The organism is Vallitaleaceae bacterium 9-2 (genome assembly GCA_038396585.1).
GTDB lineage: Bacteria > Bacillota > Clostridia > Lachnospirales > Vallitaleaceae > UBA1351.
The window spans coordinates 3,115,999-3,141,742 of record CP121691.1 but is presented as its reverse complement, the minus strand read 5'-3'; the positions used below and the strand labels follow the sequence as shown (position 1 = coordinate 3,141,742).

The 25,744-nt window shown below is 37.6% G+C and carries 25 protein-coding genes; 23 read left to right on the top strand and 2 right to left on the bottom strand.

Translation table 11 applies throughout. From position 1 onward, the window contains the following. The first annotated feature begins 234 nt into the window (after window positions 1-234). The 7 genes from QBE53_14445 to QBE53_14415 all read left to right on the top strand — a co-directional run bounded on the left by QBE53_14445 (window position 235) and on the right by QBE53_14415 (window position 7,276). The gene (locus QBE53_14445; protein WZL80985.1) at window positions 235-1,584 is read left to right on the top strand and encodes a sugar ABC transporter substrate-binding protein; all 1,350 of its coding nucleotides are present in this window, start codon (window positions 235-237) and stop codon (window positions 1,582-1,584) included. Between the two features lie 69 nt (window positions 1,585-1,653). Continuing rightward, window positions 1,654-2,550 carry a sugar ABC transporter permease gene (locus tag QBE53_14440; protein WZL80984.1) on the top strand — a complete coding sequence of 299 codons (897 nt, stop codon included), beginning with the start codon at window positions 1,654-1,656 and terminating at the stop codon, window positions 2,548-2,550. A 3-nt stretch (window positions 2,551-2,553) separates the two neighbouring features. Next, entirely contained in the window at window positions 2,554-3,390 is an 837-nt protein-coding gene (locus tag QBE53_14435) for a carbohydrate ABC transporter permease (protein ID WZL80983.1), read from the top strand. Window positions 3,391-3,446: 56 nt separating this feature from the next. Continuing rightward, on the top strand, window positions 3,447-4,307 hold the full coding sequence (locus QBE53_14430) for a ketose-bisphosphate aldolase (protein ID WZL80982.1): 861 nt from the start codon (window positions 3,447-3,449) through the stop codon (window positions 4,305-4,307). 72 nt (window positions 4,308-4,379) lie between these two features. Then, on the top strand, window positions 4,380-5,717 hold the full coding sequence (locus QBE53_14425; protein WZL80981.1) for an ADP-dependent glucokinase/phosphofructokinase: 1,338 nt from the start codon (window positions 4,380-4,382) through the stop codon (window positions 5,715-5,717). Window positions 5,718-5,748: 31 nt separating this feature from the next. Continuing rightward, window positions 5,749-6,588 carry a MurR/RpiR family transcriptional regulator gene (locus QBE53_14420; GenBank protein WZL80980.1) on the top strand — a complete coding sequence of 280 codons (840 nt, stop codon included), beginning with the start codon at window positions 5,749-5,751 and terminating at the stop codon, window positions 6,586-6,588. A gap of 13 nt (window positions 6,589-6,601) precedes the next feature. Further along, a complete protein-coding gene (locus QBE53_14415; GenBank protein ID WZL80979.1) occupies window positions 6,602-7,276 on the top strand; it encodes a D-lyxose/D-mannose family sugar isomerase in 675 nt (224 codons plus the stop codon). Between the two features lie 6 nt (window positions 7,277-7,282). On the opposite strand, the gene QBE53_14410 is transcribed toward QBE53_14415, so the two are convergent. Then, complete coding sequence (locus QBE53_14410) at window positions 7,283-7,987, bottom strand: Crp/Fnr family transcriptional regulator (protein WZL80978.1); 705 nt, start codon at window positions 7,985-7,987, stop codon at window positions 7,283-7,285. Window positions 7,988-8,141: 154 nt separating this feature from the next. Between QBE53_14410 and QBE53_14405 the strand changes: the two genes are divergently transcribed. The 4 genes from QBE53_14405 to QBE53_14390 all read left to right on the top strand — a co-directional run bounded on the left by QBE53_14405 (window position 8,142) and on the right by QBE53_14390 (window position 10,553). Then, window positions 8,142-8,579, top strand: coding sequence for a flavodoxin (locus QBE53_14405; GenBank protein WZL80977.1), 438 nt, complete (start codon window positions 8,142-8,144; stop codon window positions 8,577-8,579). Beyond that, complete coding sequence (gene ric, locus QBE53_14400) at window positions 8,576-9,247, top strand: iron-sulfur cluster repair di-iron protein (protein WZL80976.1); 672 nt, start codon at window positions 8,576-8,578, stop codon at window positions 9,245-9,247. The genes QBE53_14405 and ric overlap by 4 nt, the downstream gene beginning before the upstream one ends. Window positions 9,248-9,339: 92 nt before the next feature. Further along, window positions 9,340-9,825: a permease gene (locus QBE53_14395; protein ID WZL80975.1), complete on the top strand. Its 486-nt coding sequence runs from the start codon at window positions 9,340-9,342 to the stop codon at window positions 9,823-9,825. After that, complete coding sequence (locus QBE53_14390) at window positions 9,822-10,553, top strand: permease (GenBank protein WZL80974.1); 732 nt, start codon at window positions 9,822-9,824, stop codon at window positions 10,551-10,553. Before QBE53_14395 ends, QBE53_14390 begins: the two co-directional genes overlap by 4 nt. Here QBE53_14390 and QBE53_14385 read toward each other — a convergent pair. Further along, the gene (locus QBE53_14385) at window positions 10,534-11,208 is read right to left on the bottom strand and encodes a Crp/Fnr family transcriptional regulator (protein WZL80973.1); all 675 of its coding nucleotides are present in this window, start codon (window positions 11,206-11,208) and stop codon (window positions 10,534-10,536) included. The genes QBE53_14390 and QBE53_14385 overlap by 20 nt on opposite strands. 106 nt (window positions 11,209-11,314) lie before the next feature. Here QBE53_14385 and QBE53_14380 point away from each other — a divergent pair, with 106 nt between their 5' ends. From QBE53_14380 to QBE53_14325, 12 genes are all read left to right on the top strand, one after another. Next, window positions 11,315-11,638, top strand: coding sequence for a cupin domain-containing protein (locus QBE53_14380; protein WZL80972.1), 324 nt, complete (start codon window positions 11,315-11,317; stop codon window positions 11,636-11,638). A gap of 110 nt (window positions 11,639-11,748) precedes the next feature. Next, the gene (locus QBE53_14375; protein WZL80971.1) at window positions 11,749-12,201 is read left to right on the top strand and encodes a MarR family transcriptional regulator; all 453 of its coding nucleotides are present in this window, start codon (window positions 11,749-11,751) and stop codon (window positions 12,199-12,201) included. Window positions 12,202-12,216: 15 nt separating this feature from the next. Further along, window positions 12,217-13,581, top strand: a complete 1,365-nt coding sequence (locus QBE53_14370) for an MATE family efflux transporter (GenBank protein ID WZL80970.1) — start codon at window positions 12,217-12,219, stop codon at window positions 13,579-13,581. Window positions 13,582-13,652: 71 nt separating this feature from the next. Beyond that, the gene (locus tag QBE53_14365; GenBank protein WZL80969.1) at window positions 13,653-14,051 is read left to right on the top strand and encodes a DUF2304 domain-containing protein; all 399 of its coding nucleotides are present in this window, start codon (window positions 13,653-13,655) and stop codon (window positions 14,049-14,051) included. Then, window positions 14,032-16,188 (top strand): NAD(P)-dependent oxidoreductase, encoded by a 2,157-nt coding sequence (locus QBE53_14360; GenBank protein ID WZL80968.1) that lies wholly within the window; start codon window positions 14,032-14,034, stop codon window positions 16,186-16,188. Before QBE53_14365 ends, QBE53_14360 begins: the two co-directional genes overlap by 20 nt. Continuing rightward, window positions 16,178-17,092, top strand: coding sequence for a hypothetical protein (locus tag QBE53_14355; GenBank protein WZL80967.1), 915 nt, complete (start codon window positions 16,178-16,180; stop codon window positions 17,090-17,092). The genes QBE53_14360 and QBE53_14355 overlap by 11 nt, the downstream gene beginning before the upstream one ends. Window positions 17,093-17,115: 23 nt before the next feature. Beyond that, window positions 17,116-19,311, top strand: a complete 2,196-nt coding sequence (locus tag QBE53_14350) for a hypothetical protein (GenBank protein WZL80966.1) — start codon at window positions 17,116-17,118, stop codon at window positions 19,309-19,311. 1 nt (window position 19,312) lies between these two features. Beyond that, window positions 19,313-20,077 (top strand): glycosyltransferase family 2 protein, encoded by a 765-nt coding sequence (locus QBE53_14345; protein WZL80965.1) that lies wholly within the window; start codon window positions 19,313-19,315, stop codon window positions 20,075-20,077. Beyond that, window positions 20,074-21,759, top strand: coding sequence for a hypothetical protein (locus QBE53_14340; protein WZL80964.1), 1,686 nt, complete (start codon window positions 20,074-20,076; stop codon window positions 21,757-21,759). The genes QBE53_14345 and QBE53_14340 overlap by 4 nt, the downstream gene beginning before the upstream one ends. A gap of 25 nt (window positions 21,760-21,784) precedes the next feature. Beyond that, window positions 21,785-23,212 (top strand): GT4 family glycosyltransferase PelF, encoded by a 1,428-nt coding sequence (gene pelF / locus QBE53_14335; GenBank protein WZL80963.1) that lies wholly within the window; start codon window positions 21,785-21,787, stop codon window positions 23,210-23,212. A gap of 4 nt (window positions 23,213-23,216) precedes the next feature. Next, window positions 23,217-24,668 (top strand): exopolysaccharide Pel transporter PelG, encoded by a 1,452-nt coding sequence (gene pelG / locus QBE53_14330; protein ID WZL80962.1) that lies wholly within the window; start codon window positions 23,217-23,219, stop codon window positions 24,666-24,668. Beyond that, on the top strand, window positions 24,658-25,743 hold the full coding sequence (locus tag QBE53_14325; protein WZL80961.1) for a hypothetical protein: 1,086 nt from the start codon (window positions 24,658-24,660) through the stop codon (window positions 25,741-25,743). The genes pelG and QBE53_14325 overlap by 11 nt, the downstream gene beginning before the upstream one ends. Window position 25,744 lies beyond the last annotated feature (1 nt).

Here is a 25,744-nt window from a genome sequence, read left to right as displayed (position 1 = left end):
ACTTTTTTAATGGGTAAAAATAAAAATATACAAATAAATGTTTAAAGTACATAAAAAAATAAAAAAATGCACAAAAAATATGTTGAATATTGTGCATAAAGGAAAAATAAAATATTATTACATGAAGAGATTGACAAGAAATAAAATATCATATAGAATTCAGGATGTAATGAAAATTCATATGTATTCTCACCAATAAGGAAAGGATACAAAATATTAAGGGAGGTTGTAGGTATGAAGTTATTTGTAAAAAAAGGATTAACAATGATGTTGGTATTTGGAATGCTGATCTCGATGATGGGGTGTTCGAATTCTTCACCAACAGAAGAAGAGACTGAGACCAATGCAACACAGACAGAAAAAGAACCTGAAAGTGATACTGGATCTACAGAAAGTTCTGACAATAATGGATTGACATTAGAATTTCAACAATGGTGGGGTGTGGAATTACCAGATGGTGTCTTGCAGGAAATATGTGATGGATTTACTAAAGATACAGGCATCAAAATTGAATTGCTTAGTAATCCATATGCAGACACAAAAACTCAGATTGCAGCCGGAGCTGCAGCAGGAACTATGGCAGACGTTGTTGGACTTGATGGATCATGGGTGTACGACTTCGCTAAACAAGGATCTATTGCTGATATGACAGCCCTTATGAAAGCTGACGGTTATGATGATAGCCAACTATCTGATCAAATTCGAGTCGACGGAAATACATACATGATTCCGGTTGTTAATTTTGCCTATCCAATGTATGTGAATTTAGATATTTTAAGCGGTGCAGGAATTACAGAGGTCCCTGAAAATTGGACGGAATTTGTGGAGGCATGTGTTGCGATAACAGAATCTCAAGAGGGGATTTCTGGTTGGGCAATTCCTTTGTCCACAGAATCACCAAGTGGAATTCAAAATAACTTCATGAGCTGGTTATGGGCTTCTGGTGGTTCAATGTTAGAAAATGGGCAACCTGCATTAGTAGATAATGAAGATATGACGGCTACAGTTGAATTTGTTAAAGAACTATTTGATAAAGATGTTGTTGCTCCAGGTGCTTACGCAATGAAAGAATCAGATATGGTTGAAGAATTTACAAATGGCCGAGTTGGATTTATGACAGACTCATTAGCACATTTGACACTGATAAAAAACGAAGCTCCAGATTTGAACATGGATTTTATGTCAATTCCGGTTAAAGACAATTATGTAGGAGACAGTGGAATGGATGTAGCAAGTTGGGGAATCGGTATTGCTGAAAATTGTGAATATAAAGCTGAAGCAATGCAGTTTGTCGAATATATGATGAGTCCTGAAGTTAATGCAGAACTGGCAGTCTATGCCAATGCTTTTCCGGGAAATAAAAAAGCTGAACCAGATTATTCGTCAGCAGATCCGTTGTTTGTAAAAGCCTATGGAATTTATCAAGAGTGCTATGCAATTAATGAATTTACAGGACTTCCGACATCAGAAGAGCTGATGCGAATATTTGATGAACAATTACAGTTATATATTGACGGGGACACTCAATCCACAGAAGAAATGTTAAGTACAACTCAAGAAATATGGTTGGATGCATTTCAATAAGCAACATGGATAAGTGTAATGGGCAGATCACCGAACTATTTCATAGTTCGGTGATCGGAAAGGAGAAGTATGGTGTCAGAGAAGAGAAAACTCGTTGCAAAAAAAGTGCTTGAGCCGTATTTGTATCTTTCGCCAACAATAGCTATCATGATTGTTTTGCTAGTTATACCGATAGGTATGGTCATTCGATACTCGTTTTTTGATAATGTGATTATTAACAAAAACCCAATGTTCGTAGGCATTGACAATTATGTGAAGGTGGTTAACAATAGAACCTTTTTTGTTGCGGTAAAAAACACATTATTTTTTGTGGGAGTTAGTGTTATTATGCATATGTTTTTAGGTATGGTATATGCACTGTTATTAAATACGTCCTATTTGGCAACAAGAACAAAAGCAATTTTTCGAGTGATTTATGCATTGCCATGGATGTTCACAGCTTCTATCATAGCTATCTTATGGAAAATGATGTTGAATCCTTATGGAGTTATAAATTATCTTCTGCAGATGTTTAACTTAACAAGTCAACAGATTGAATGGTTAGGCTCTAGAAGCTTTGCGCTGATATCGGTAACGATAATAAATATATGGGCAGGGTATCCTTTTTACATGGTGAGCATACTTGCAGGCTTACAGGGAATTCCGACAGACTTGTATGAAGCTTCATCGATTGATGGGGCGGGTATGTTAAGGCAGTTTATGCATATTACGATACCACAACTAAAGCCGATATTGATTAGTTTGATGATGCTGGACTTTGTATGGACGATTCAACAATTTGCGTTAATTTGGATGACGACAGGTGGCGGGCCAATCAATGCTACAGAGATGCTGAGTACTTTTATCTACAAATTAGGTTTCAGTAAGTATCAGTATTCTCAGGCGTCAGCAAGTGCGGTTATTTTGTTAATTGTCTGCTCGATTATTGCAGTTTTTTATGTTCGAAATCAGAAAGCGAGGGACTAGACTATGGTCGGAAAGAGAAAATGGTATATAAAAATCATCGTGGTCGTTCTTCTTTTTTTGGGAGCAATATTTGCAGGATTCCCTATTTTATGGATGATTTTGGGATCCTTTAAACCAAATTCAGAGATTTTTGCATGGCCACCCACCATCATATCTGAAAAATTTAGTTTCGATGCATACTTGGCAATATTTCAAAGTCCTGAAAAAATCCGTTTTTTTATCAATAGTTATTGCATCGCATTCTTTGTTGTTATACTAACGATTGTTGTAGGTATATTGGCGTCATATGCTTTTAGCCGATTTGAATTCAGAGGGAAAAGTACGATTAATACGTTGATTGTAAGTGTACAAGCAGTTCCACCGATTACGTTGCTTATACCTTACTTGAGCTTGATTGTAACGATAAAGCTGTATAACACCTATTGGGCATTGGTATTAACGTATCTGCTGTTTACGTTGCCGTATTCTATTTTGATGATTACAGGCTACTTTAATACATTGCCCAAAGATTTGGATGAAGCAGTAATGATTGATGGAGGTTCTAGATTTCGAGCGCTATGGACAGTTTTAGTACCTATTTCTGTACCTGGCTTGGTATCAGTTGGGATGTATACATTTATGCAAGCATGGAACGAATACCTTTTTGCATTAGCCTTAACTAAGACCAATGATATGCGAACGGTTCCTGTTGGTATTAGTCTCTTGATGGGACAACATGCATATGAATGGAATCAGATGATGTCGATGAGTGTTTTGGGCTCTTTGCCTGTATTATTACTTTTCCTGTTTTTTCAACGTTATTTTATAGCGGGGATGACAGCGGGTGCCGTCAAACATTAATTGTTAAGAACTTAGAAGATAAAAAAAATATATTATACGTATAGGAGGAAAAAAAGATGTTAATGAATATGAGTAAAATATTAAAAGTAGCCAATGAGAAGGGATTTGCTGTTCCGGCATTTAACATTAGTTCGTATGCAATGTTTAATGGTATTATGGATGTCTCAGAGGAAAAAGAAGCTCCGGTTATTATATCGATTCATCCCGATGAATTGGCGCATATAGGGAAGTATGCCATAGAAGCAATGCGTGAACGAGCGCATGCGTCTTTGGTTCCGGTATGCATTCATCTAGACCATGGTGCTTCTTTTGAACAAGTAATGCTTGCAATTCAATCAGGATATACATCGGTAATGATTGATGGGTCGAGCTTACCATTTGAGGAAAATATCGCTATATGTCAAAAAGTGGTTGAAGCAGCCCATGCTGTTGATGTCTCGGTCGAAGGTGAGCTAGGAACGATTGGTACAGCAGATTCAACTGCGGAGAGTATATCAGATGAGATTATCTATACTCAACCAGATGATGCGGTGAATTTTGTCCAACAGACACATGTTGACACACTCGCGATTGCAATTGGAACGTCTCATGGGTTATATCCAGAGGGAAAGAAACCAGAATTAAGATTAGATCTATTGAAAGAAATCAAAGGTAAGATTTCGATTCCGTTGGTGCTTCATGGAGGTTCGAATAATCCTGATAAAGAGATTGCACAAGCGGTAACTTTAGGGGTTAATAAAATTAATATATCAAGTGATATTAAAGTGGCCTATTATGAAAAGATGCGGGAGGTTTTATTGGATAAAAGTCTAAGAGAACCAAATATGATTGAACCGCCGTGTATGGAAGCTATGAAAAAAGTAGCGAGATTTAAAATTGACCTTTTTAAAGCAAATAATCAGGCTGCTTTTTATTAGAATAGGATTTTGATAGAGCAAACGTATAAAAATATACATATAAAAAGCTGGAAATGAATGGAGTAAAAGAGTATGATAAATATAGAGGAAAAATATTTTACGGCTTATGAAACAATAAAAAATAAAACAAAGGGATTGAATAATAGCGTGGAATATCCTGCGCTAGGGTTTACAAGTAATTTAGACGTGGTTTGTGATTTTCGCATTGATATTTTTAATCGGCTATTAAAAAAACATTTTCCTGATGGAAGGCTAGAAGAGATGCATGCGGTTAAATATATTAAAAACATGCAAGATTTTTTATGTGCTATTGTGTTTTTTGCACGACAAGGGATAGGGGGAGAAGTGGATATTTGTGATATGGAAATTATCACAAATATCTTTGAGACAGAATATGCTATGGGTGGGACAGCTACCCAGGCAGCACTTGCTCTATCAGCGATTGATCTAGCATCACTTGTGCATCTTACAGATGATTCTAGTCCAGTATGTGATATACTTAATACGTCTAATATCTATATAGCTAATGCACAAGGGGAGTTAGTACATGCAAATAATATAAGACAAACGAATGAACAGGAAGTTCACTTTATTGTTCAGTTCAAAAAAGGGGATATAATCGAACTGAATAAAGAACAAATAGTGATACCCTCGTCCAATCGTTTAATTGTTACAAAGATTACGGTCAATGCGGTTCTACCGCTTTCCCAAGGATATTTTGATTTTATTGAAAATCACTCTAAAAAAATAAGTAGCCATGTGTTATCAAGCTTTAATGCAGTAGAAAATGAACAAATTCTACGGGATCGTCTAGATTATATAAAGAAACATTTGGCAATTTTTAGGAAAAATAATGAGAAAGGCATTGTTTTTTTTGAAGATGCACATTATCATAACAAGAATATTAGAAAAATATGTTTAGAAACTATCTACAACGAAGTTGATATTGTAAGTTTGAATGAAGAAGAGTTGGAATATACTTTGAAGATGGAGCAATATGATGTTGACATCCGTGATATTATCGCGTGCGTTGACGGCATGTGTAGAATCAAGCAAGTCTATGGGATTAAAAAAGGAGTTATAGTACATACAAAAGATTACTCCATGTATGTTGGGGATGCTTTAGAGGTTGATATTGAAGCTGGGCTGATTTACGGAAATATGTTGGCCACAACAAAAGCGCTTATAGGGACATATGGTTCTATTGATGATATTCATGCTATACTGAAACTTCCGCTAAGCGACCAAGGCATAAAATATAAAAAAATTATTGATGATAAAAATCATGAAAGTAAATGTACTGCGCAAAAAATAGTCATCGTTCCGACAAAATATATTGAAAAGCCAAAGTATACTGTTGGCTTAGGGGATTCATTTGTTGCGGGTGTACAGATATGTTTTAAAAAGTAACAGAATTATATAAATACCAGGAGGTAGAGTAATGAATGATAAAACGGTTATGGAGGTCATCCAGGAAAACTACAATGACATTTTTTCAGCGGAAAAAAAGGTGGCGGATTATGTGCTAAAAAATCCGCAGGATGCTGTTAATGCAACGGTGGCTGAACTAGCTGCAAAAAGTGGGGTAAGTGATGCGACAGTTGTACGTATGTGTAGACACTTGGGATATACCGGATACTATCAATTCAAAGTGATGCTGGCAAAATATGTCGGACGATATGAAGAGGATAACAATGAAAGCAGCAATGAAAATGAGATGAATGCAATGACAAAAATCCTCAACAGATATGCTGAATCGGTGGTGGAGATAGGTGAGAACATTGAAGATGAAGTTTTGCATGAATGTATTAAATTAATGAACTCATGTAAACAAGTTCACATATTAGCCGTTGGAAATACAACCCCTTTGGCCTTATATATGGGGTTTCGCTTAGGAAGGTTAGGTATTCATTGCAGCTTTGGTATTGCTCCTGAGTATTTTATGAATCATGTCAACTTGGCAAGTCCGGAAGATATTATTTTTGCAATATCACAATCGGGAAGTTCAAGGCAGGTCATCCAAGGGATGGAGCTGGCTAAGGACAAAGGTTTAAAAAGTATTGCTATTACAGGGGTAAAGACGTCTCCCGTTGCAGAATTGGCTGATTATGCATTGATTTCGAGTAACAGAAAAGAGTCGTTTAGTTATTATCGAAGTTATGCACATTTAAAAGAAACAGCACTTATTGATGCGCTTATAGAGTTGTTAACAAATTGGGCAACAATAGAAAGTAAAGATGCAGATAAACCTGAAATCATTTTATCAGAATACAAATATTAAGTGAGGTGTGCCAGTGAAAAGATCAGAAATCAATCAAGTGATTAAAGATATGGAAATACTTATTGATACGTGCAGATTTAAGCTACCGCCCTTTGCTTTTTGGAACGAACAAGACTGGAAAGATAAAGGTGCACAATACGATGAAATTCGGGACAATCATCTAGGGTGGGACATTACTGACTTTGGACTAAATGATTTTAAGAAAGTAGGATTCGCCTTATTCACTATTCGTAATGGGAATTATAATATGAAAAAATATAAAAAAACATATGCTGAAAAGTTGCTTATGCTATATGAAGGACAAAACGCCGCGCTACATTATCATAGTAGTAAGATGGAAGATATTATTAACCGTGGAGGTAATGATGTCTATATAACCGTATATAATAGTGACAGAGAAGGCAATCGATTAGAGACGGATGTTGAGATTAATACGGATGGCAGACATAGAGTGGTGTCGGCTGGAAGCAAGATCAAACTAAGTCCTGGTGAAAGTATAACGATTCAACAGTTTATGTATCATGATTTTTCTGTTCCTAAGTCAGGAGGCAACGTGCTATTAGGTGAAGTATCTATGTGCAACGATGATGAAAACGACAATTTCTTTGACGATAAACGTGTAGGACGCTTCCCGGTAATTGAGGAAGACGAACCAAAATATAGAGTGCTGTGTAATGAGTACGTATAGAATTATTCAAATCTCCAAAAGCTCCTTATCAATCAGCAAGATCTTCTTTTGACCTAAAAATCGGATTGTGCCGTCCTTAGCTAATTTGTTCAGGTATCGACTCATGGTTTCACGGGTCATACCGGCAAAGTTAGCCATGTCTTCTCGGCTAAGCGGATTGTCAATAAGAGGACCTTCAGGACTTAAGTGACCAAATTTATCATAAAGTTGTAAGAGAAGATAGGCAACTTTAGAATCTGTGTCTGTAATCACCAGATTTTCGAGTTTGTCTTCAATAGTAATCATTTTTTTAGACAGTTCGGTCAGCATGGACCGGCAAAGGTATGGATGAAGATCAAGAATCGCATCCATATCTTTTTTTTGTAATGTGCATAATTGCATTTGACTTAGAGCAATAACAGAAAAGCGATAGGGTTCATAATCGCTGAGAAGATAATATTCACCGATGATATCGCCATCTGACTGAAGAGAGATAATCTGCTCTTTTCCAAGCGCGCTTGTACGAACAGACTTGGCGATGCCTGTATTGATGATGTATAGTGTCGAAGAATGGTCACCCTCTCGTACAAAGGTTTCTCCTTTATTCACGGTAATATGGTGAACTTTTTTCAAGATTGCGATTTTATCTTCCCGAGAAAGGGACTTAAAAATAGAGACTTTGCTAATGCAAAGACCATGGGAACAATGCTGGCAGTGGTTCGTATGTGACATCCTAAGACACCTCCTTATGTTTCTTATATTGTATCATAAAAAATATGTTTTAAGCTATTGGATGTATTTGTGATTTGAATCACATACAAAGAAAAGGATAAAGAGTAAGATATATCCATAGTCATTAAAGAGAATACGAAATGGAGGAATATGAATGAATATAGCGATTATTTATTGGACAAGTACAGGGAACACCGAAAAGATGGCGCATCTTATTGGGCAAGGAATTCAACAAGTCAATGCGGACAGTGCGTTAACGATAAAACCAGTGGCTAAAAGCGAATGGGTGGATATAGAACAAAGTGATATCGTTCTCTTGGGATGTTCGGCCATGGGCGTTGAAGAGATTGATACATCCGAGATGGAACCATTTATTAAACAACATGCACAAGCCTTTGCAGACAAATCCATTGCATTATTTGGATCTTATGGTTGGGGCGACGGTGAATGGATGCAAGAATGGGAGGCGATGATGGATGGACTAGGCGCTAAGATTGAGTTAGATAGCTTGATTGTTAATGAACTGCCTGAAGGCGCTTCAAAAGAAGCGTGTATTGCCTTTGGTCAATCAGTGAAAGGAGTGTTAAGATGAAAAATTTTGATATGAATATGTCAATTGGTGATAGCGTGACACTTTACCCGGTACTATCAGGAGTGTATATGCAATATGGAATAGACTTTTGTTGTGGAGGAGAGCGAACAGTGGCAACAGCCTTAGATGATACAAAAGAAAAGCAGGAAGTGGTGTTAAAGGCTATTGAAGAGACGCTCATAGCACTAGAAGCAAGTGGTGAAAGTACAAGAAAGCTCAGTGAAATGACCAATCAGGAATTGATTGACAACATTGTCCACAATCATCATGGATATCTTCGCCGAATCTTACCGGAACTGGGGATAAAGCTTTTTAAATTAATTGAAGTCCACGGGCAAAGCCATCCGGAGCTTTTTGAAGTCCATCATTTGGTTGGGATGTTGCGGATAGAATTAGAAGCGCACCTGGTTAAAGAAGAACAACAGCTTTTTCCGCTAATCCTAGATGGTGACACGACGAAGGTAGAGAAGCTGATTTATGAACTTGAAAAAGAGCATGACGCGGCAGGAGATATCCTTAAGCGCTTAACGGTGATTACAGATCACTTTAAGGTACCAAAAGATGGGTGTGCGACGTATTCAGTAACTTATGGAGATTTACAACAATTACAAGCGGATATGTATCAGCATGTACACAAAGAGAACAATGTATTGTTTCAACGATTTTAAAAAGAGTTACATATGTAACTCTTTTTTTGAGCATATTTAGATACAATAAACCTAGTTCATCAAGAATATATTAGTTGGAAGGAGAAAAAAGCATGGATATATTCACACTAGGTTTTTGGATTCTTGGTATTATCGTCTTTATCCTTGCGATAAAAAAAGACAAAGAACAAGCCAAGCAGGCGATGAAAAATTCACGAGGTATGATGCAAAATATGTTAGGAGATATTGTGGCCATCATTTTTATGATTGGAGCCATCCTAAGCTTTATTCCGCCAGAAACGATTGAACGTGTTTTAGGTTCAGGGAATGTATGGGTTTCATCTTTTGTAGCAGCCCTTGTGGGAAGTGTCACATTGATTCCTGCATTTGTGGCATTTCCACTGGTTGGGTCTTTGGTTGATGCAGGAGCTAGTATTGTTCCCGGAGTTGCATTTTTAACAACGTTAACCATGGTGGGCGTTGTGACATTCCCTCTGGAGAAAAAAGAGTTTGGTACCCGGTTTGCACTTACACGCAACGGACTAAGCTTTGCAGCTGCAATCTTGATTGCCGTAATGATGGGAGGGATTTTGTCATGATTAATGTGATGAAAAAAAACAAGTTGCTGACAGTTATAGGGCCAAGTTATCTCCTAATGCTGTTGCTGAGAAAAGATTTGGCAAGTATAGCATTACAAAATAGTTCTTACTATCTTGTGGAGATGGTCCAGATTTTGCCTGTGATTTTTATGTTGACAGTAGCCATTGAAGTGTTGATTCCCAAAGAATGGATCGTTAAACGTTTGGGAAAACGCTCCGGCATCATGGGGGCACTTTTGGCGCTTGCGTTTGGAAGTTTATCAGCAGGACCGATTTATGCAGCTTTTCCTATTGCTAAGACCCTACATAAAAAAGGCGCAAGTATTGGAAATGTCGTGGTCATTCTAAGCGCATGGGCAGTAATTAAGGTGCCGATGCTTGCCAATGAGGCAAAATTTTTAGGTCCTGAGTTTATGGCTGTGCGCTGGGGGCTCACGGTTATTCTAATTTTTCTTATGGGATTATTAATGGAATGGATGCACATTAAGATTCAAGATGAAGCCGATGAACCATGTCAGAGTATTTGTGTAAAAAAGGAATACTGTATTGGATGCAGTGCGTGTGCAAAAAAACTTCCTAGTGTTTTTGCAATGGAAGCTAAAAAAGCTATCGTTCGCAGTCCAAAGCTTTTATGGGAAGAACTCAACAGCCAAGAACAAGCGTTACTCAAAAACATAGTACAACAGTGCCCGCCTAAGGCGATTGTTCTTAATGATGCTCTTGAATAAGAGCCTGATTGAGCACAACAATCGATCGTGCATCGTAGGTTATAAGACCTTCATCAGCCATCTTTTGTAATTCTCTTGAAAGGGAGGTGCGGCTCACACCAAACATTTCGGCTAAAGCTTTTTTGGACATGGTAAGACGTAGAGTCGTTGTACCTTGAAGCTGATATTGTCGATTGATATATGTAATGATGCTTTGTCGGATTGTACGGGTAATTCGATTTTTCATCTTAGTGGCGATAAGGACAGAAAGATCCGAGATAATTCGAATAAATGCCATGAGAAAACGAGGATAGCTATTACATAATTCAAAAAGGATATCCTTTTGAATGGTTATGACCTGAGAGTTCTTTTTGGCTGTGATTGTCATCGGATACGCATCGGTACTAGAAAAAATGAGATTGGCGCCGATGATATCCCCTTGATGAAAATGATTGACGGTCATAAGGTCACCTGCTTCACCAATACGTTCAATAACAATATCGCCCTCAAGGATAATCTCTATCTGTTGACAGAACTCCTCTTCAATATGCAGTAATGTATTTTTGGCAAAGGACTGACGCTTGAAGAGCCCTTGAGCAATATAGTCTGCGACAAGTTGAGGGGGCAATTCATCAAGGATTGTTGGATAAGGGGGGATTGCATTTGAATTTGACATAGTAAAACACCTCCAATAGGAAAAGTATATAATATATATAGAACAGATACAATCCTTAATAAGGATTGGAAAATGAAGTCATGAATCTAGAAAGTGAGGAATATCAATGATTGAAAAAGTACATAAGTATAGCACGGGTAATGAAAAAGTAGTAGAAAAGCTGATAATGAATGATCATATCAATTATATTCACATGGTTTTTAACCAAGGAGAGGGCTTGCCGGAACATTATTCTAATTCCAATGTATATATGAATGTCATACGGGGGCGGCTAAGTTTAAGTTTAGGAGAACAAGCACAACAGCAATATCCTAAGGGGAGCTTAATAGAGATCCCATATAATATTAAAATGCATGTGCAAAATACAGATGAAGAGGTGCTTGAACTTATTGTCGTTAAGGCCCCGGGACCACAACAGTATAGAGAATAAATTATTAAAAGAGGCGTAGCCTCTTTTTTTCTATTGAAAAGTCCTTGATTTCAAAATAAGAGCGTGGTAATATAGTTCAATATTGAACTATTATTAGAGAGGAAGTGTCTATGGAAAAAGAATTATTTGACAATAAAAACAGTATATTTCTCATTTTTAATTGGAAAATGAAAAAAGCCTATGATAAGATGTTTTACCCAATTATACGAGAGCTGGAATTGACACAAAGTGAAGCGGATATTTTATTGTTTTTATATAATAATAAACAATTCGATACAGCAGGTGATATTGCAAAGTATCGAGCGATGTCTAAATCGATGATATCTAAATCTGTTGATGGATTATATCAAAAGGCGTTTATTGCTTATCAAGTGGATCAAAAAGATAAGCGTTGTATACACTTAACTTTGGAAGAGACGGCAATGCCCATAGTGCAACAGCTAAAAAAAGTGCAAAAAGATTTTTTTGATCAGTTGACGCATGGAATTACAGAGCATGAATATCGTGTCATTGAATCAGCCTTAGACAAAATGTATACGAATATTACACAGACACTTAAATAGCGAGAGGAAAAGATCATGAATACTCAACAACAAAATGAATTAGGATATGAAAATATCAATAAGTTATTATTTAAGATGGCCATACCGACCATTGCAGCACAAATTATTAACCTACTATATAACCTAGTCGATCGAGTGTACATTGGGCATATCCCTGTAGTAGGCGCCACAGCGTTGACTGCTCTAGGGGTAACCATGCCGATTATTTTAATTGTATCTGCCTTTGCCGCACTTGTTAGTATGGGGGGCGCCCCGAGGGCATCAATCATGTTAGGTAAAGGGGATAAGGATGCGGCAGAAAAAATACTTGGAAACTGTACGACGGCATTAGCCATTATATCGATAACGTTGACAGCCATTCTTCTTATCTTTGCACAGGACATTCTTATGGCTTTTGGCGCTAGTGAAAACACAATTGGTTATGCAGTTGCCTACTTAAGAATATATGCAATAGGAACAATTTTTGTTCAATTTGCATTGGGATTGAACTTTTTTATTACAGCACAAGGCTTTTCTAAGATGAGCATGATTACAGTATTAATTGGAGCCATCTTAAACATTATCTTGGACCCGATTTTTATTTTTGGTTTTGACATGGGGGTTCAAGGAGCGGCACTTGCAACCATTATCTCTCAGGGAGTATCGGCAATATGGGTTGTGTGGTTCTTGACAAGTAAGAAGACAATCTTACACATTCGACTAAAAAATATGCGTCTTGATTTGAAAGTGCTAGGTCCATGTTTAGTACTGGGATTATCTCCTTTTATCATGCAGGCAACAGAAAGCTTGCTAGCGGTTGTCTTTAATACGTCTCTATTAAAATATGGTGGAGATATTGCTGTGGGGACGATGACGATTTTACTAAGTGTGATGCAATTTTCCATGTTGCCGCTTTTTGGATTAACTCAAGGTGCAACCCCCATTATTAGCTTTAACTATGGAGCAGGAAATTACGAGCGTGTCAAAAAAGCGTTTTTCTTATTGTTAAAGGTATCCGTTATATATTCAGCAACCTTGTGGCTTTTAGCGATGGGAGTACCGCAACTTTTTGCCAAAATGTTTACAAAAGATAGTGAGCTTATCGAACTGACAATAAAATCCATGCGTATTTACATGGCGGGAACGTTGCTCTTTGGAATTCAAGTGAGCTGTCAACAGACATTTATTGCCTTAGGGAATGCAAAGACATCGGTTTTTCTTGCGCTTTTACGTAAAATTATACTTTTGATTCCGCTAATTTATATTTTGCCGCTATTTATGGATAATAAAGTTAATGCTGTATTTTTGGCAGAGCCCATTGCAGATATTATAGCGGCAATCACAACAGGTCTTTTGTTCTATATCCAACTTAAAAATATATTTGTATTTAAAGAAGAATAAAGATATAATAGGATAAGATAAAAAACATCACTTTATTACAATATAGAGACAGCCGTTGTGGAGGATGAGAGATGAGTATTTGGGTCAATGTTGGTTCAATTGTAGTGGGAGTTACTTTAATTATTTATATCTTAATGCAAATCGTTAATCGAAAAATGACAGAGTCACAATCCGTATTGTGGCTTTTTATGGGTGGAATTGCAATTATTTTAGGTTTTTTTCCTGGAATAATTAATTGGGTTGCCAAGCAACTAGGTATCTGGTATCCACCTTCCATTTTTTTGCTCTTTTTGGTGATTGGAATTCTATTTATCGTTCTAAAAAATACGATTGTAACCAGTGTTCAGAATAATCAACTCAATGAGCTTTTTATTCAGGTAGCACTGCTAAAACGCGATAATCAAGAACTAAGAGCAGAATTGAATGCGCTAAAGAAAGAAGGTGACAACAATGAAAATACTTCTATTTAGCAATTATGATGTATTTGGGAAAAGTATTATTTCCCGAATGCAAAAAGAAGGTCATCAAGTATTTGTCGTGACGGGAAATCGTGAAAAACGGCAAAAAGCACCGAGACAGGTTTTTCAAGAATATATCTTCCCTTTTGATAGTGAGAGTATTGAACAAGTGATTCAAACGGTTCAGCCGGATGTTGTCATCTACAAAGGTATGTTAGATGCATGGCATATGAAGGAACAAGAGACAAAGGGTATGGCAAAAGGCATGGCAGGATTGACCAATGTCGTCCATCAATGCTTGAATCAAGGAGCAATCCCTTTTGTGTATTTGTCGACACTTGGGGTTTATGAAAAAGAGGGACAATATACCATTGATGAAACTACCGTACCATATGCACAATCTTCCCATGCCGTTGGCGTACTTGCCGGAGAAAAAGTATGCCAAAGCTATTATAATGCACAGTCAGAACGTCTTGCTATTGTGCGGTTGGGAGAGTTGTATGGCATCTATCAAAAGGACATTATGCTTAATCTTAATTTTCAAGACTTCGAAGGTCCTTATCTGAATCAATACTATCCCCTAATATATACAGATGATGCAACAGATTACATCTATCAATTAATTACGATGCAGCCAAAAGAGCAGGTGATATACCATGTGGCGCCTAAGAATACTTATGGGTATACAGGTATCCAAGTGCTTGAATGGATGGGCGAAACCGTTGAACCCGAAGAAGATAAACGCTCGGATGAAGCGATGGCTGAACAGCCGCCAAAGATATTTATGCAATCATTTCATGAAGTGCCTAAGTATTATGAAAAGTATCAGCCAAAAGACGTATTGCCAAAACTTGTTGGACAAATAAAGTTGCACCGTCACAATACGATTAAAGACAATGAAAGTTCATCTTCTAATAAAAAGCGGGTTCGTATGGATCAGCGAGGCAATCTACATCAGTTTTTAGAAAATGTTGCTTTTTTCCTTTTGGTGCAAATTTTTATTTTTGCAACAAGTGGATTTGATTTTCATGAAACGATTGATGTGTATATGTTATATGTGCTGGTGACAGCTGTCATCTATGGATATCTGCAAGGAATATTTGCAGTCGCATTTAGTACGGTAGGAAGATTATATATGCATTTGGCGACGGACAGTACTTATATTAGGTTTGAAGGCGATGAGATTTATCTTTGGATTATTCAGATTTTTGTGATTGGTGCCTTGGTTGGATATCTAAAAGAAAAATATCGACGAAAAGATGCGGATCATAAGGATGATTTGGAATATCTACAGTTAGAAATTGATGCGCTTAAAACTATTAATGATAGCAATGTACAGATTAAAGACGCATATGAAAATCGTTTGTTAAACTATCGTGACAGTTTTGCACGGATTTATGATTTGGTTTCACGCTTTGATGTTATTGAGCCGGAAAAAGTGGTGTTTAAAGCGGTCAAAGCTGTTGGCGATACAATGAAGTCCCAAGATGTTGCCATCTATAGCTTTAATGAACAGTCACAGTATTGCCGATTAACCTCTGCGACATCAAAAAAAGCGCAGCAATTTGGAAAGACACTTCGTCTTAGCGACTATTCAATGATTTATGATAAGCTTATGCATTCAGAGATCTATATCAACACAAAGTTGGACGAAACACTGCCGATGATGGTTGGAGGAGCTTACTTAGAAGGAAAGCTACAGTCGGTGATTGTGGTTTGGAGCTTACCTTTTGCAAGTACAACTCTTTATGACAAAAATAACTTTGGCATTCTTTGCCGTCTGATTGGAAGTTCATTAAGTCGTGCCAATGAATATATGGAAAGTATTAACATGGCAGTCAACTTTGATGAAATGGGTATATTAGAAGAAGATGCCTTTGCAAAAGTCATCGAACTATATATGTATGGAGAGCAAGAAAACGTTGTGGATTATACGGTTTTACGATTAAAGTCTGTTGAGAATGAGCAACAGGCGATTGGGCATTTAAAAAGCTCAGTACGTGATACAGATTATATTGGACGTCAAGCATTTGGACATATTGCCGTTTTGTTGACGAACACAAATGAAGAAGAAGCACAGTATGTTGTACGGCGTTTGGCAGATAAAGGCATTGAAGTGCAAACGGGAGTGAATACACATGTGGGCTAATTATGAAGGTATGCATCAAATTATAATATTATTAGTCATTAATGGAAGTGTTGCTATAGCGAATTTGGCACTTTGGATTATAAAAAAAGATGGAGCCAAAGGTGTGGTGACAAGTCTATTCATTTTAGTATGTCCTATTGTTGCGCCTTTGTATTTATTCTTTTCATGGGTAGTATATGCAGTGGTTTATAAGCGAAGGGCAGATGAACTAGATCGCCATGAACTAAGTTTGAGTAAAGAACGTATTCAAGTATTGTCAAAGCCTAATGTGCATGCGGCCATGGATGTAGTGCCTTTTGAAGAGGCACTACTGGTTTCAGACAAGCACAGCATCCGACAACTTTTGCTAGATGTGCTCAAAAATGAGCGTCAAACTGCCTTGGCATCTATTTTGAGTGCAGTAAGCCATGAAGATAGTGAAGTGTCTCATTATGCGGCATCTGCTATTTCAGAAGTGGTTGAAGCATTTGTGGCACAGGAAATAAAGATGTATCAGGCATGTATGAACATGAAAGAAGATGCCCATCTAGCCAAGGAATATAGAGACTATGTGTACCCATATCTTGTACAAAAGATTTTGTCCAAAGATGAACACCGCCGCTTTCTGCAACATTATGCGGCTGTTCTTGGAATCCTTCATCAACAGCATGTCCACATTATGGAGTGTGAATGGTATCAGCAGATAGTTCATCTGCTTCTTGAAAACCAAGAAACAGAACAAGCAAAAGTATGGGTAGAACGAGCGCGAGAAGCTTTTCCCGAAGAGATAGACACTTACAAGGCAGAGCTATTATATTATTATGAGGCAGACAAAACACATTTTAAAGAGGTGCTAGATCGACTAAAAGCTTCAGAGGTTGTGTTAGATCAGGAGCTTCTTGATTTGGTACGATTTTTTCAATAATTTTTATAAGGGGGAAATATCCGGTGTACATACCAATGATATGGGAATTTATACAACTATCCATCGCATACATATTACTTGTCATCGGTTGGGGCGCTTTTATATTCCAAAGCCTAAAGCGTTCTAATGACAAAGGGTATAACTTCTTTATGTATCTGATTGGAGGAAATGCAGTACTGATTCATGTCGGTTATATATTGTCTTTTATAGGCTGGTTTAATCGAGCAAGTTTATTGATAGGTCTTTTGCTTTCAGGGTTTGGCATACGTTGGCTCTTGGATAGAGAAGGACTACATACTCAGATGGTGCACTGGATGGAATCCATACATCATCTGTTTGAAGGGCGCTATGGAGTCCGATTATTTATTCACCGAACTATTGAATGGATGGGACAGAATGTAAAGCGATGTATTCGATGGACATTCTGGCAACGTCCAGGAGATAAAATTATGTTTTTAGGGATTATAGCCTATAATATATATTTTTTTGGCTATAATCGATTAAAGTTTGTAAGCTATGGTGCACCAGATGAAGAGATTCACCTATATTGGGTTCAATCTTTGCTAGAAGGCAATATCTTTCCATCGGGATTGTATCCACATGGATTTCACCAGATTATTGGTGCGCTTGGGGTCTTTACAGGATTAGATGCTGTGCAGATTATAGGAAGCTTTGGCGTCTTTACCCGTGTGGTTGTTCTTGCTGTTTTATATTTTGGACTTCGAAAAATATTTTCTTCAACTATCGCTATTGCAACAGGATTGACCATCTATTCAGTAATCAATATCTTTGATGTTGAAGCAATCTATCGGTTCCAATTTGCCATCCCTCAAGAGTATGGGATGCTTACGTTTGTTCCAATGCTTTTTTTCCTTCTGCACTATATTAAGGAAAAACGAAAAACATCGCTCTATTTTTGGGGGATAAGTTTTGGACTGACACTGAGCTTTCACTTTTATCTAACAATTATTGCAGCATTTCTTTGCTTAGGTGTAGGGTTAATATATTTGATAACCATCTTTAAAAAAAGGCTAGTACTTCCATTGATAGGGGTAGGTCTCATGATGAGCATACTTGCCTTATCTCCTTTAATCGCAGGTGGAGCAATGGGCTATCCAATGGAGCAATCCATGGAATGGGCTGTTCGCATCATTCGCGGAGATGAGTATGCGAATGAAACTGAAGATGAAGGTCTATCTGATGAGACTGAGCAAGAGGAGAATGCAGAAGACGAGAATGCAGAAGAAGCGCTTTCGTGGCAGTTTTTTTTAAGGCAAGCAAGAAGGGATTGGCAAAAGCATGTTGTGCAACAGCTTTGGTTTGGACGGGTCATTGCATTGCTGGTTATTCTGGGAATTGTCATCTATGGCGGGTTGTATCTTCAATCCAAAAAGGAGCGTTATCGCATGCTTGTCGCAATATTGGCGGGATATGGTTTATTGATGTTTTTGACAATCCTTCGAGCGCTTCAATTGCCGACACTTATGGAAATTAAGCGCGTCAGCATTTTTATTGCTTATTTTAGTCCGATGGTCTTTGCATGGCCAATAGAATTGTTTTATCAATGGACCAAACGTTGGAATCAAAAGCTTTTGTTTTATGTTGCTGTCTTGGCATGTATTCCGGTGGTCGTAGTGATGGGGATGGATTATGAAGTGGTGCAACCCAAACTTCCCTTTTATTATTTTCAACCTAAGGGAGCTATGGAAGTGAACCGTCAACTTATCCAAGAGGCTAGCCCAAGGACATGGACAATTATTGCACCGGTTAATAATATTAGTGTTGTGATGAATGATGGCTACCACTATGAATTGGCAAAATTTATTCTTGAGCAGGAACAGTGGACACCGAATAAACAATTAGAGATTCCGGGAGAGCGGGTCTATCTCTACATTGAGAAAAAACCGCTGGTAGATTATGGTTTTCGATTTTTAGAATCCCAAGAAGGAATTACGCGTCGAAAACCGGTAAGCCATCAAGGGGCACTTGAAGAACTAGAGCAAGGACTTGAGTACAATGACTATTATCAGTCTTATCGTTATGCATTAAACTCTAAAGCATATTTTTGGGCACAACAGTTTAGAACGTATTTTCCGGAAGATGTGCGTATCTATTATGAGGATGATGAGTTCATCGTATATGAGATTAAGCAAGACGAGTATGCAAGATATAATTTTGCGATTGATTATGGTTATAACAGTAGGGAAAGGGAAGAGTAAGATGGGAAAAGGAGCATTGATTTTGATACCGGCATATAATGAGGAGGCGTCAATCTGCAAAGTACTTGATGCAATTATGACAACGTCAATTCCCCAGATGGCGGATATTTTGGTTGTTGATGATGGGTCAAGCGACCATACCACACAGGTAGTGGCATCCTATGATGTAATACTTATGTCGTTGATTATGAACCGAGGATATGGTTCGGCTATACAGGCCGGATATAAATATGCAGATGAAAAAGGATATGACTACGTTATTCAGCTAGATGCAGATGGACAACATGATATTGCAAATGTACAGTATATATATGAGGCTTTGGTTCAAGGGGAGGAAAAGGAACGACCGGATATTGTCATCGGCTCAAGATTTTTAAGTGAGCAGTCTTCTTTTCGTCCCTCAGGTTTGAAAAAAGTAGTGATACGTTTTTTTCGAGGGATTATCCAAAAAATTACCGGGACAACGATTACAGACCCAACCTCAGGACTTCAAGGATTAAATCGGCGTACATTTGCTTATTATTCAGGATATGGACAGTTTGATTATCGATATCCGGATATTAATATGATTATTCAAATGCTTTTAAAAGGATATGTGATTAAAGAAATTCCGGCGATTATGCATGAGCGTACTACAGGTCAAAGTATGCACAGTGGATATATCAAGCAGTTAAAGTATATGATTATTATTACGTTATCAACGGTGAGCATTATTTTACGGCAGTGGAAAGAAACCAGCATTGAGGCAAGGAAAGAGCGAAAATGATGAAAAAAGATGTGGAAATCAAAAATATATATTATGTGATGACCCTCTTAATTATCACAATGATTATGATGGTCTCGGTTTCGCTTGTTGATATTGGGATATTTATTTTTCGCGATATCGATGGATATCAAGTTATTGATTCGGTTGATATAGATATTCCAAGCGCCGATGCAATCAACCAATTGCAGTATGTCATCATTGAAGAAGGCATAGAATTGTCTGCATGTGAGCGCATCAAGGAACAACTGGCTTTAGAAAATCTGTCGTTAACCCAAGTGCGTTCATTGACCCAAGACCAAGAAAAATGGACAGAGGCAGACGTCATGATAGTGGCAGGAGAGATAGCGGTTAATCAACAATGGATGGATAAAATCGAAGGATTTGTTGAACAAGGCGGAGATTTGATTATACTAGGGCTTGCAAAAGATATCAAAGAGACCCAGTTTAATCAAATAATCGGAGTGTATGCGCTTGAAAAAGAGGAGACAACAAAACGGCTGCGGACGTTAGAGGACTTTTTTTTAGGTGGTGTATTAGAGTTTGATGTGGATGATTATCCTTATACTTTAGTACGTCTACAGCCATCAGCCAAACAATTTGTGGATGATGGCAAGGGGAATCCTATTGTATGGAGAAACACCTATAAAGGGCAAAAAATATATGTTGTTAATGGAGCGTTAATGTCGAGTAATTCAGGTTATGGTGTTCTTACCGGAGTCCAAACGGACATATATTCAGACTATCTCTATCCGATTGTGGGTGGAATGGCTCATACCTATGTAGGATTACCCTATCTTCTTAATGAAAATGCTAAGATGATGCTTGATAATTATCAACGCGATGGGCTAAGTGTCCAAGAAGATATCATTATTCCGGATATTATAGGTATCACTCAATCACGAGATGTAATACCAAGTGCCTTTTTATCGGCTGGATTTTTCGAAGAAGATTATGAAGCGGCAATCATGCAAAGTGAGTTGATTAAAAATTATAATCGTGATTTTCAAAAATTTGGCGGCTATATTGGCTTGGCGACATTTACCGATCTGACCAAGGAACAAGAGATATATCAAAAAGTGACGGGACAAGAAGAGTTAACAGCATTATATGTAGATGACAAAGACAAGCCTTTAGATGGATGGACATCAAGCCAGCAAAAGATGCGAACCCTTCTTAAGCCATGGGAGCTTGGCGGAATTAAACCTGTATTTGAAGAAGAAGGCATCGTTGAAGTCCCCATAACTTATGAGACAATGGGAAGTCAAGAATCAGACAAAATGGCTTTTTATTCAATCGCGACTTCTTTTGGGTTAGCAGTACATAATATGGATATGGAAAAAATACTTTATCCTGAAACGGCGAAGGACCACTGGATGATTCGATCAAAAGACTACGCCGAATTTATGGACCGTTATCTAAGAACGTTAGGAGAACTGCCATCCCTTAATATTCAAAAACTGGGAGAACGCTTAAGAATATATCAACAATCCATTCCATGGATACAGTATGAAGAAGATAAAATTGATGTCTATATAGAAGGATGGCAAGGTGAGATGCACTTTATCCTTCGCACAGACAAAGAAATCCTTCAGGTTATTGGTGGCAATGTGTCCCAAATAGATGCCCATTCGTATCAGATTGATGTATATGAACCGCATGCCACAATTGAGTTGGTAAGGTAGCTGATATAAGGAACAGGAGAAAATTATGAGAATCTGCTTAATTGTTGAAGGGGCATACCCCTTCTTGACAGGCGGTGTATCAAGCTGGATGCAGCAAATGATGACACAACTTGATGATGTAGAGTTTATCATTGAGACATTATCGGTTCGCCGTGATGAAAAAAAAGAATTTAAATATATGATTCCTCCCAATGTTAGTCAAGTTCGGGAGTTATACCTTTTTGATAAAGATTATGTCCCTGGTTTTTTTCAAAAGCCTAAGCTTACATCCCAAGAGTACAGAGCTTTTCGAAGCCTGATGTTTGGACAAGAGGTTGACTGGCCATGTCTATTCGACTTTTTTCAGAAGAAAAAAGTATCGGTCAATAGTTTGCTGACAGGACCGGATTTTTTGGAAATGACGCGTGAATACTACGAAGCGCATCATGATAAAGCGGTGTTTTCAGACTTTTTGTGGACGATGCGGTCGATGTATATGCCCTTGTTTTTATTATTAAAAAACAAGCCGACAAAAGCCGATGTCTATCATTCGATGTCCACAGGGTATTCTGGTGTCTATGGTAGTCTATGTAAATATATACACAAAAAACCATTAATTGTGTCTGAGCATGGAATTTATACACGAGAGCGTGAAGAAGAAATTATTAAGGCAAAATGGGTTAGAGGACTCTATAAAGACCTATGGATTCAGCAGTTTAAAAAATTTTCACAGTGTAGTTATGATATGGCGGATGATATTACCGCTCTTTTTGAGGCAGCAAAAGATTTTCAGGTGGAGCTTGGTTGTCCTTCTGAAAAGATTAACGTAATTAGTAATGGTGTACATTTAGAACAGTTTAATAATCTTGTGCCCAAAGAGGCAGCAGATACCTTTATCAATATCGGTGCGGTGGTGCGGGTAACCCCAATCAAAGATATTAAGACAATGATTCATGCGTTTAGTATGGCTAAAGCACAAGTTAAAAATCTTAAGCTATGGATTATGGGACCGCTTACGGAGAACGAGGAATATGCACAAAAGTGCCGACAACTTGTTCAAGAACTTGAAGTGGAAGACGTTATCTTTACTGGAAAGATTAACGTTAAAGAATACCTTGGCAAGATGGATATGATGGTTTTAAGTAGCTTAAGTGAAGGTCAACCTTTAGTTATTCTTGAAGGTTTTGCTGCTAAAAAGCCGTTTATAACAACCGATGTGGGCGATTGTCGCAATCTTGTCCTTGGATTATATGATAACTATGGTCCGGCAGGAGCTGTGGTCCCTATCATGGGAATCGAAGCAATGGCGAATGCAATGGTTGAACTGGCTCAAGATCAGGAGCTTCGTCAAACCATGGGTAGTAATGGATATGAACGCGTAAAAAATAATTATCAGAATCATGAAGTTTTTGAAAACTATCATAAGTTATATTTGAAAAACAATCAGCGCCAAGGATATAAGGAAAAGAGGTGAGAAGATGGCAGGAATTGGTTTTGAACTAAAAAAAATATTCAAAGAAGAAAGTGTCACCAGCTTAATTGGAGGTATTGCCTATAGTTCCATTGTAACAGTCGGACCAACAATTATTGTTATCATGACGATTATAGCATTGTACTTTTTCTTGGGATTGACGTCGGTTTCCTATGCGGAGCGAGAACTGCTGTCCTCAACAATTCTATATGTATTTATTTTTGCTCTTTTGGTTACAGCTCCGTTTAATGGAGTTATGTCGCGTTATATTGCAGATAAAATATATGATGACCAATATGAAGATATTCTACCGTCATTTTATACGGGAGTCTTTTTAAATACTTTGTTGGGTGCACTTCTTGCACTACCTTTTGTATATCGCTTAATTGTAGTAGGAGGAGTGGACCCTATATTTGCGGCAGTTACCTATGCGTTTTTTATGATTATGATTATTGCATTTTTTTCAATGATTTATCTGTCGGCGACCAAAGATTATAAAGTTATTGCATTATTTTATGGCATGGGCATGGCAGTGACATTTGTTGGGGCTTGGATTTTCTTTTGGTTGGGAGAGCCGGTGATTCATGCTATACTTTATGGAGTGACGCTTGGATTTTTTCTGATTGCTTTTTTGGAATTTTCGTATATGCGTAAGCATTTTAAGCAAAACAGCAAAAAATATTTTGACTGTTTAAGATATTTTACAGAACAATATCAAGTGCTGTTCACCAACTTTTTCTATATTTTGGGGCTCTATATCCATAATTTTGTTTTTTGGGGACATCCGAATCATTTGGTTATTGCGAAAAGCTATTATACAATGCAAAGTTATGATATGGCAACGACGCTTGCTATGTTTAGTAATATTTCAATGATTGTAATCTTCACGGTTCTTGTTGAGACCAATTTTCATGACCGCTACCAAAAATATATGGAGTCGATTATCGGGAAAACTTGGCAAGATATTCAAAAGGATAAAAAAGCGATGTTTCGCTTATTAATTCAGCAGGTCAGCTTCTTAGCCATTGTACAAGCGATTATAACGACAATTCTTTTTTTGATTGCTATGGCAGTACTACCTGATTTTGGTTTTGGGGGAAGTGTTCTTCGAAACTATGCATCGTTGATTGGCGCATATTTTGCTATTTTTCTCATGTATTGTAATATTATTTTTATGTTCTATTTTAATGATAATAAAGGGGCAATGATGACCGCAGTGATTTTTTGTATTAGTGTTCTGGTTGGAAGCTACTGGGCAAGGGAAAATCTATCCCGACTCTATGGGTTGGGTGCTTTTGCCGGAGCCATGGTTGGCTGGAGCTTTAGTTTTTACCGTCTACGCTACATGGAAAAACATTTTGATGCCCATATCTTTTGCAATACAACCATTATAGAGCGGATTATCGGAAAAGTGCCAAAATCCGTTATTTATAAAAAGGAGCAAGGCAATGAAGGCTAGTCAAAAAGAGCTGTTTCAGAGATTATCACCTTTTTTTATAGAATACAATAACATTAATGCCCAGACGCCTTTTGAATATTTTGAAATTGAGGCAAAAAAATTGGTTCTTCCGGGACGCTTGGATTTGATTCCCAAGATTTTATATATTGAGAGTAAACAAAAGGGTCAAGACCTTGAACGTGCGCGTCAGTTATATGCAAAACACATCGAAGCATTTACCGATGGAACGTATAGTGAATATGGTAATCAACAAAAAAACTCGCTGGAAAAATATTTTGAAACATTTGATGCATTGATTGAATCCTTCCGAACATCAGGATTTGATCCAAAAGAATCTCTTATTCCCGTTGACGCAGACATGCACTTACTTGATGGAGCTCATCGTGTAGCCTGTGCTTGGTATTTTAATTGTCCGGTACATGTGGTACGGTTTCCAACGTTATCGGTTAATTATGATGCGAAATTTTTTAGGCACCGATGTATGGATGAAGAGTATCTGCATCAGATGGTCTTAGAATATGCAATCCGCAAAGACGATGTACGTTTGTGGTTTGTCTGGCCAAAGGCGGTCAAACATCCTAGTGCAAAAGAGATTCCTCAAAAGTTAGAAGCACTTGGCGCAAAAATTGTTTTTGAGATGCGACAAAAGTTTACACACAGGCAAATGGAAGCTCTTATCTATAGTATATATAAACAAGAACACTGGATAGGACATTATAAAAATGGCTTTCAGGGTATCCAAGATAAAGTAAACGCATGTTATGCAGAACATGGATATGTGCATCTATATGTTGTCGAAGGGATTGATGCTCGCGAACTTAATCATCAAAAAGCAATCTTTCGTGAAAAGATGGGACTTGAGAAAGGATCAATACATACAGCAGATACCAAGAAAGAGACAGATGAAATTTTGACCCTTCTTTTATCCAAAGAGGGACAAAAGGTGATGGAAGTGGACTTATCCATTCAAAAACATACAAAAAAAACATGGATTAACTCAATATTGCGTCGTCTTCGTCATCGATATCGTGTAGCATTGATTGCAGTTCAAAAACTACTTAACCGTCCGGTGTGAT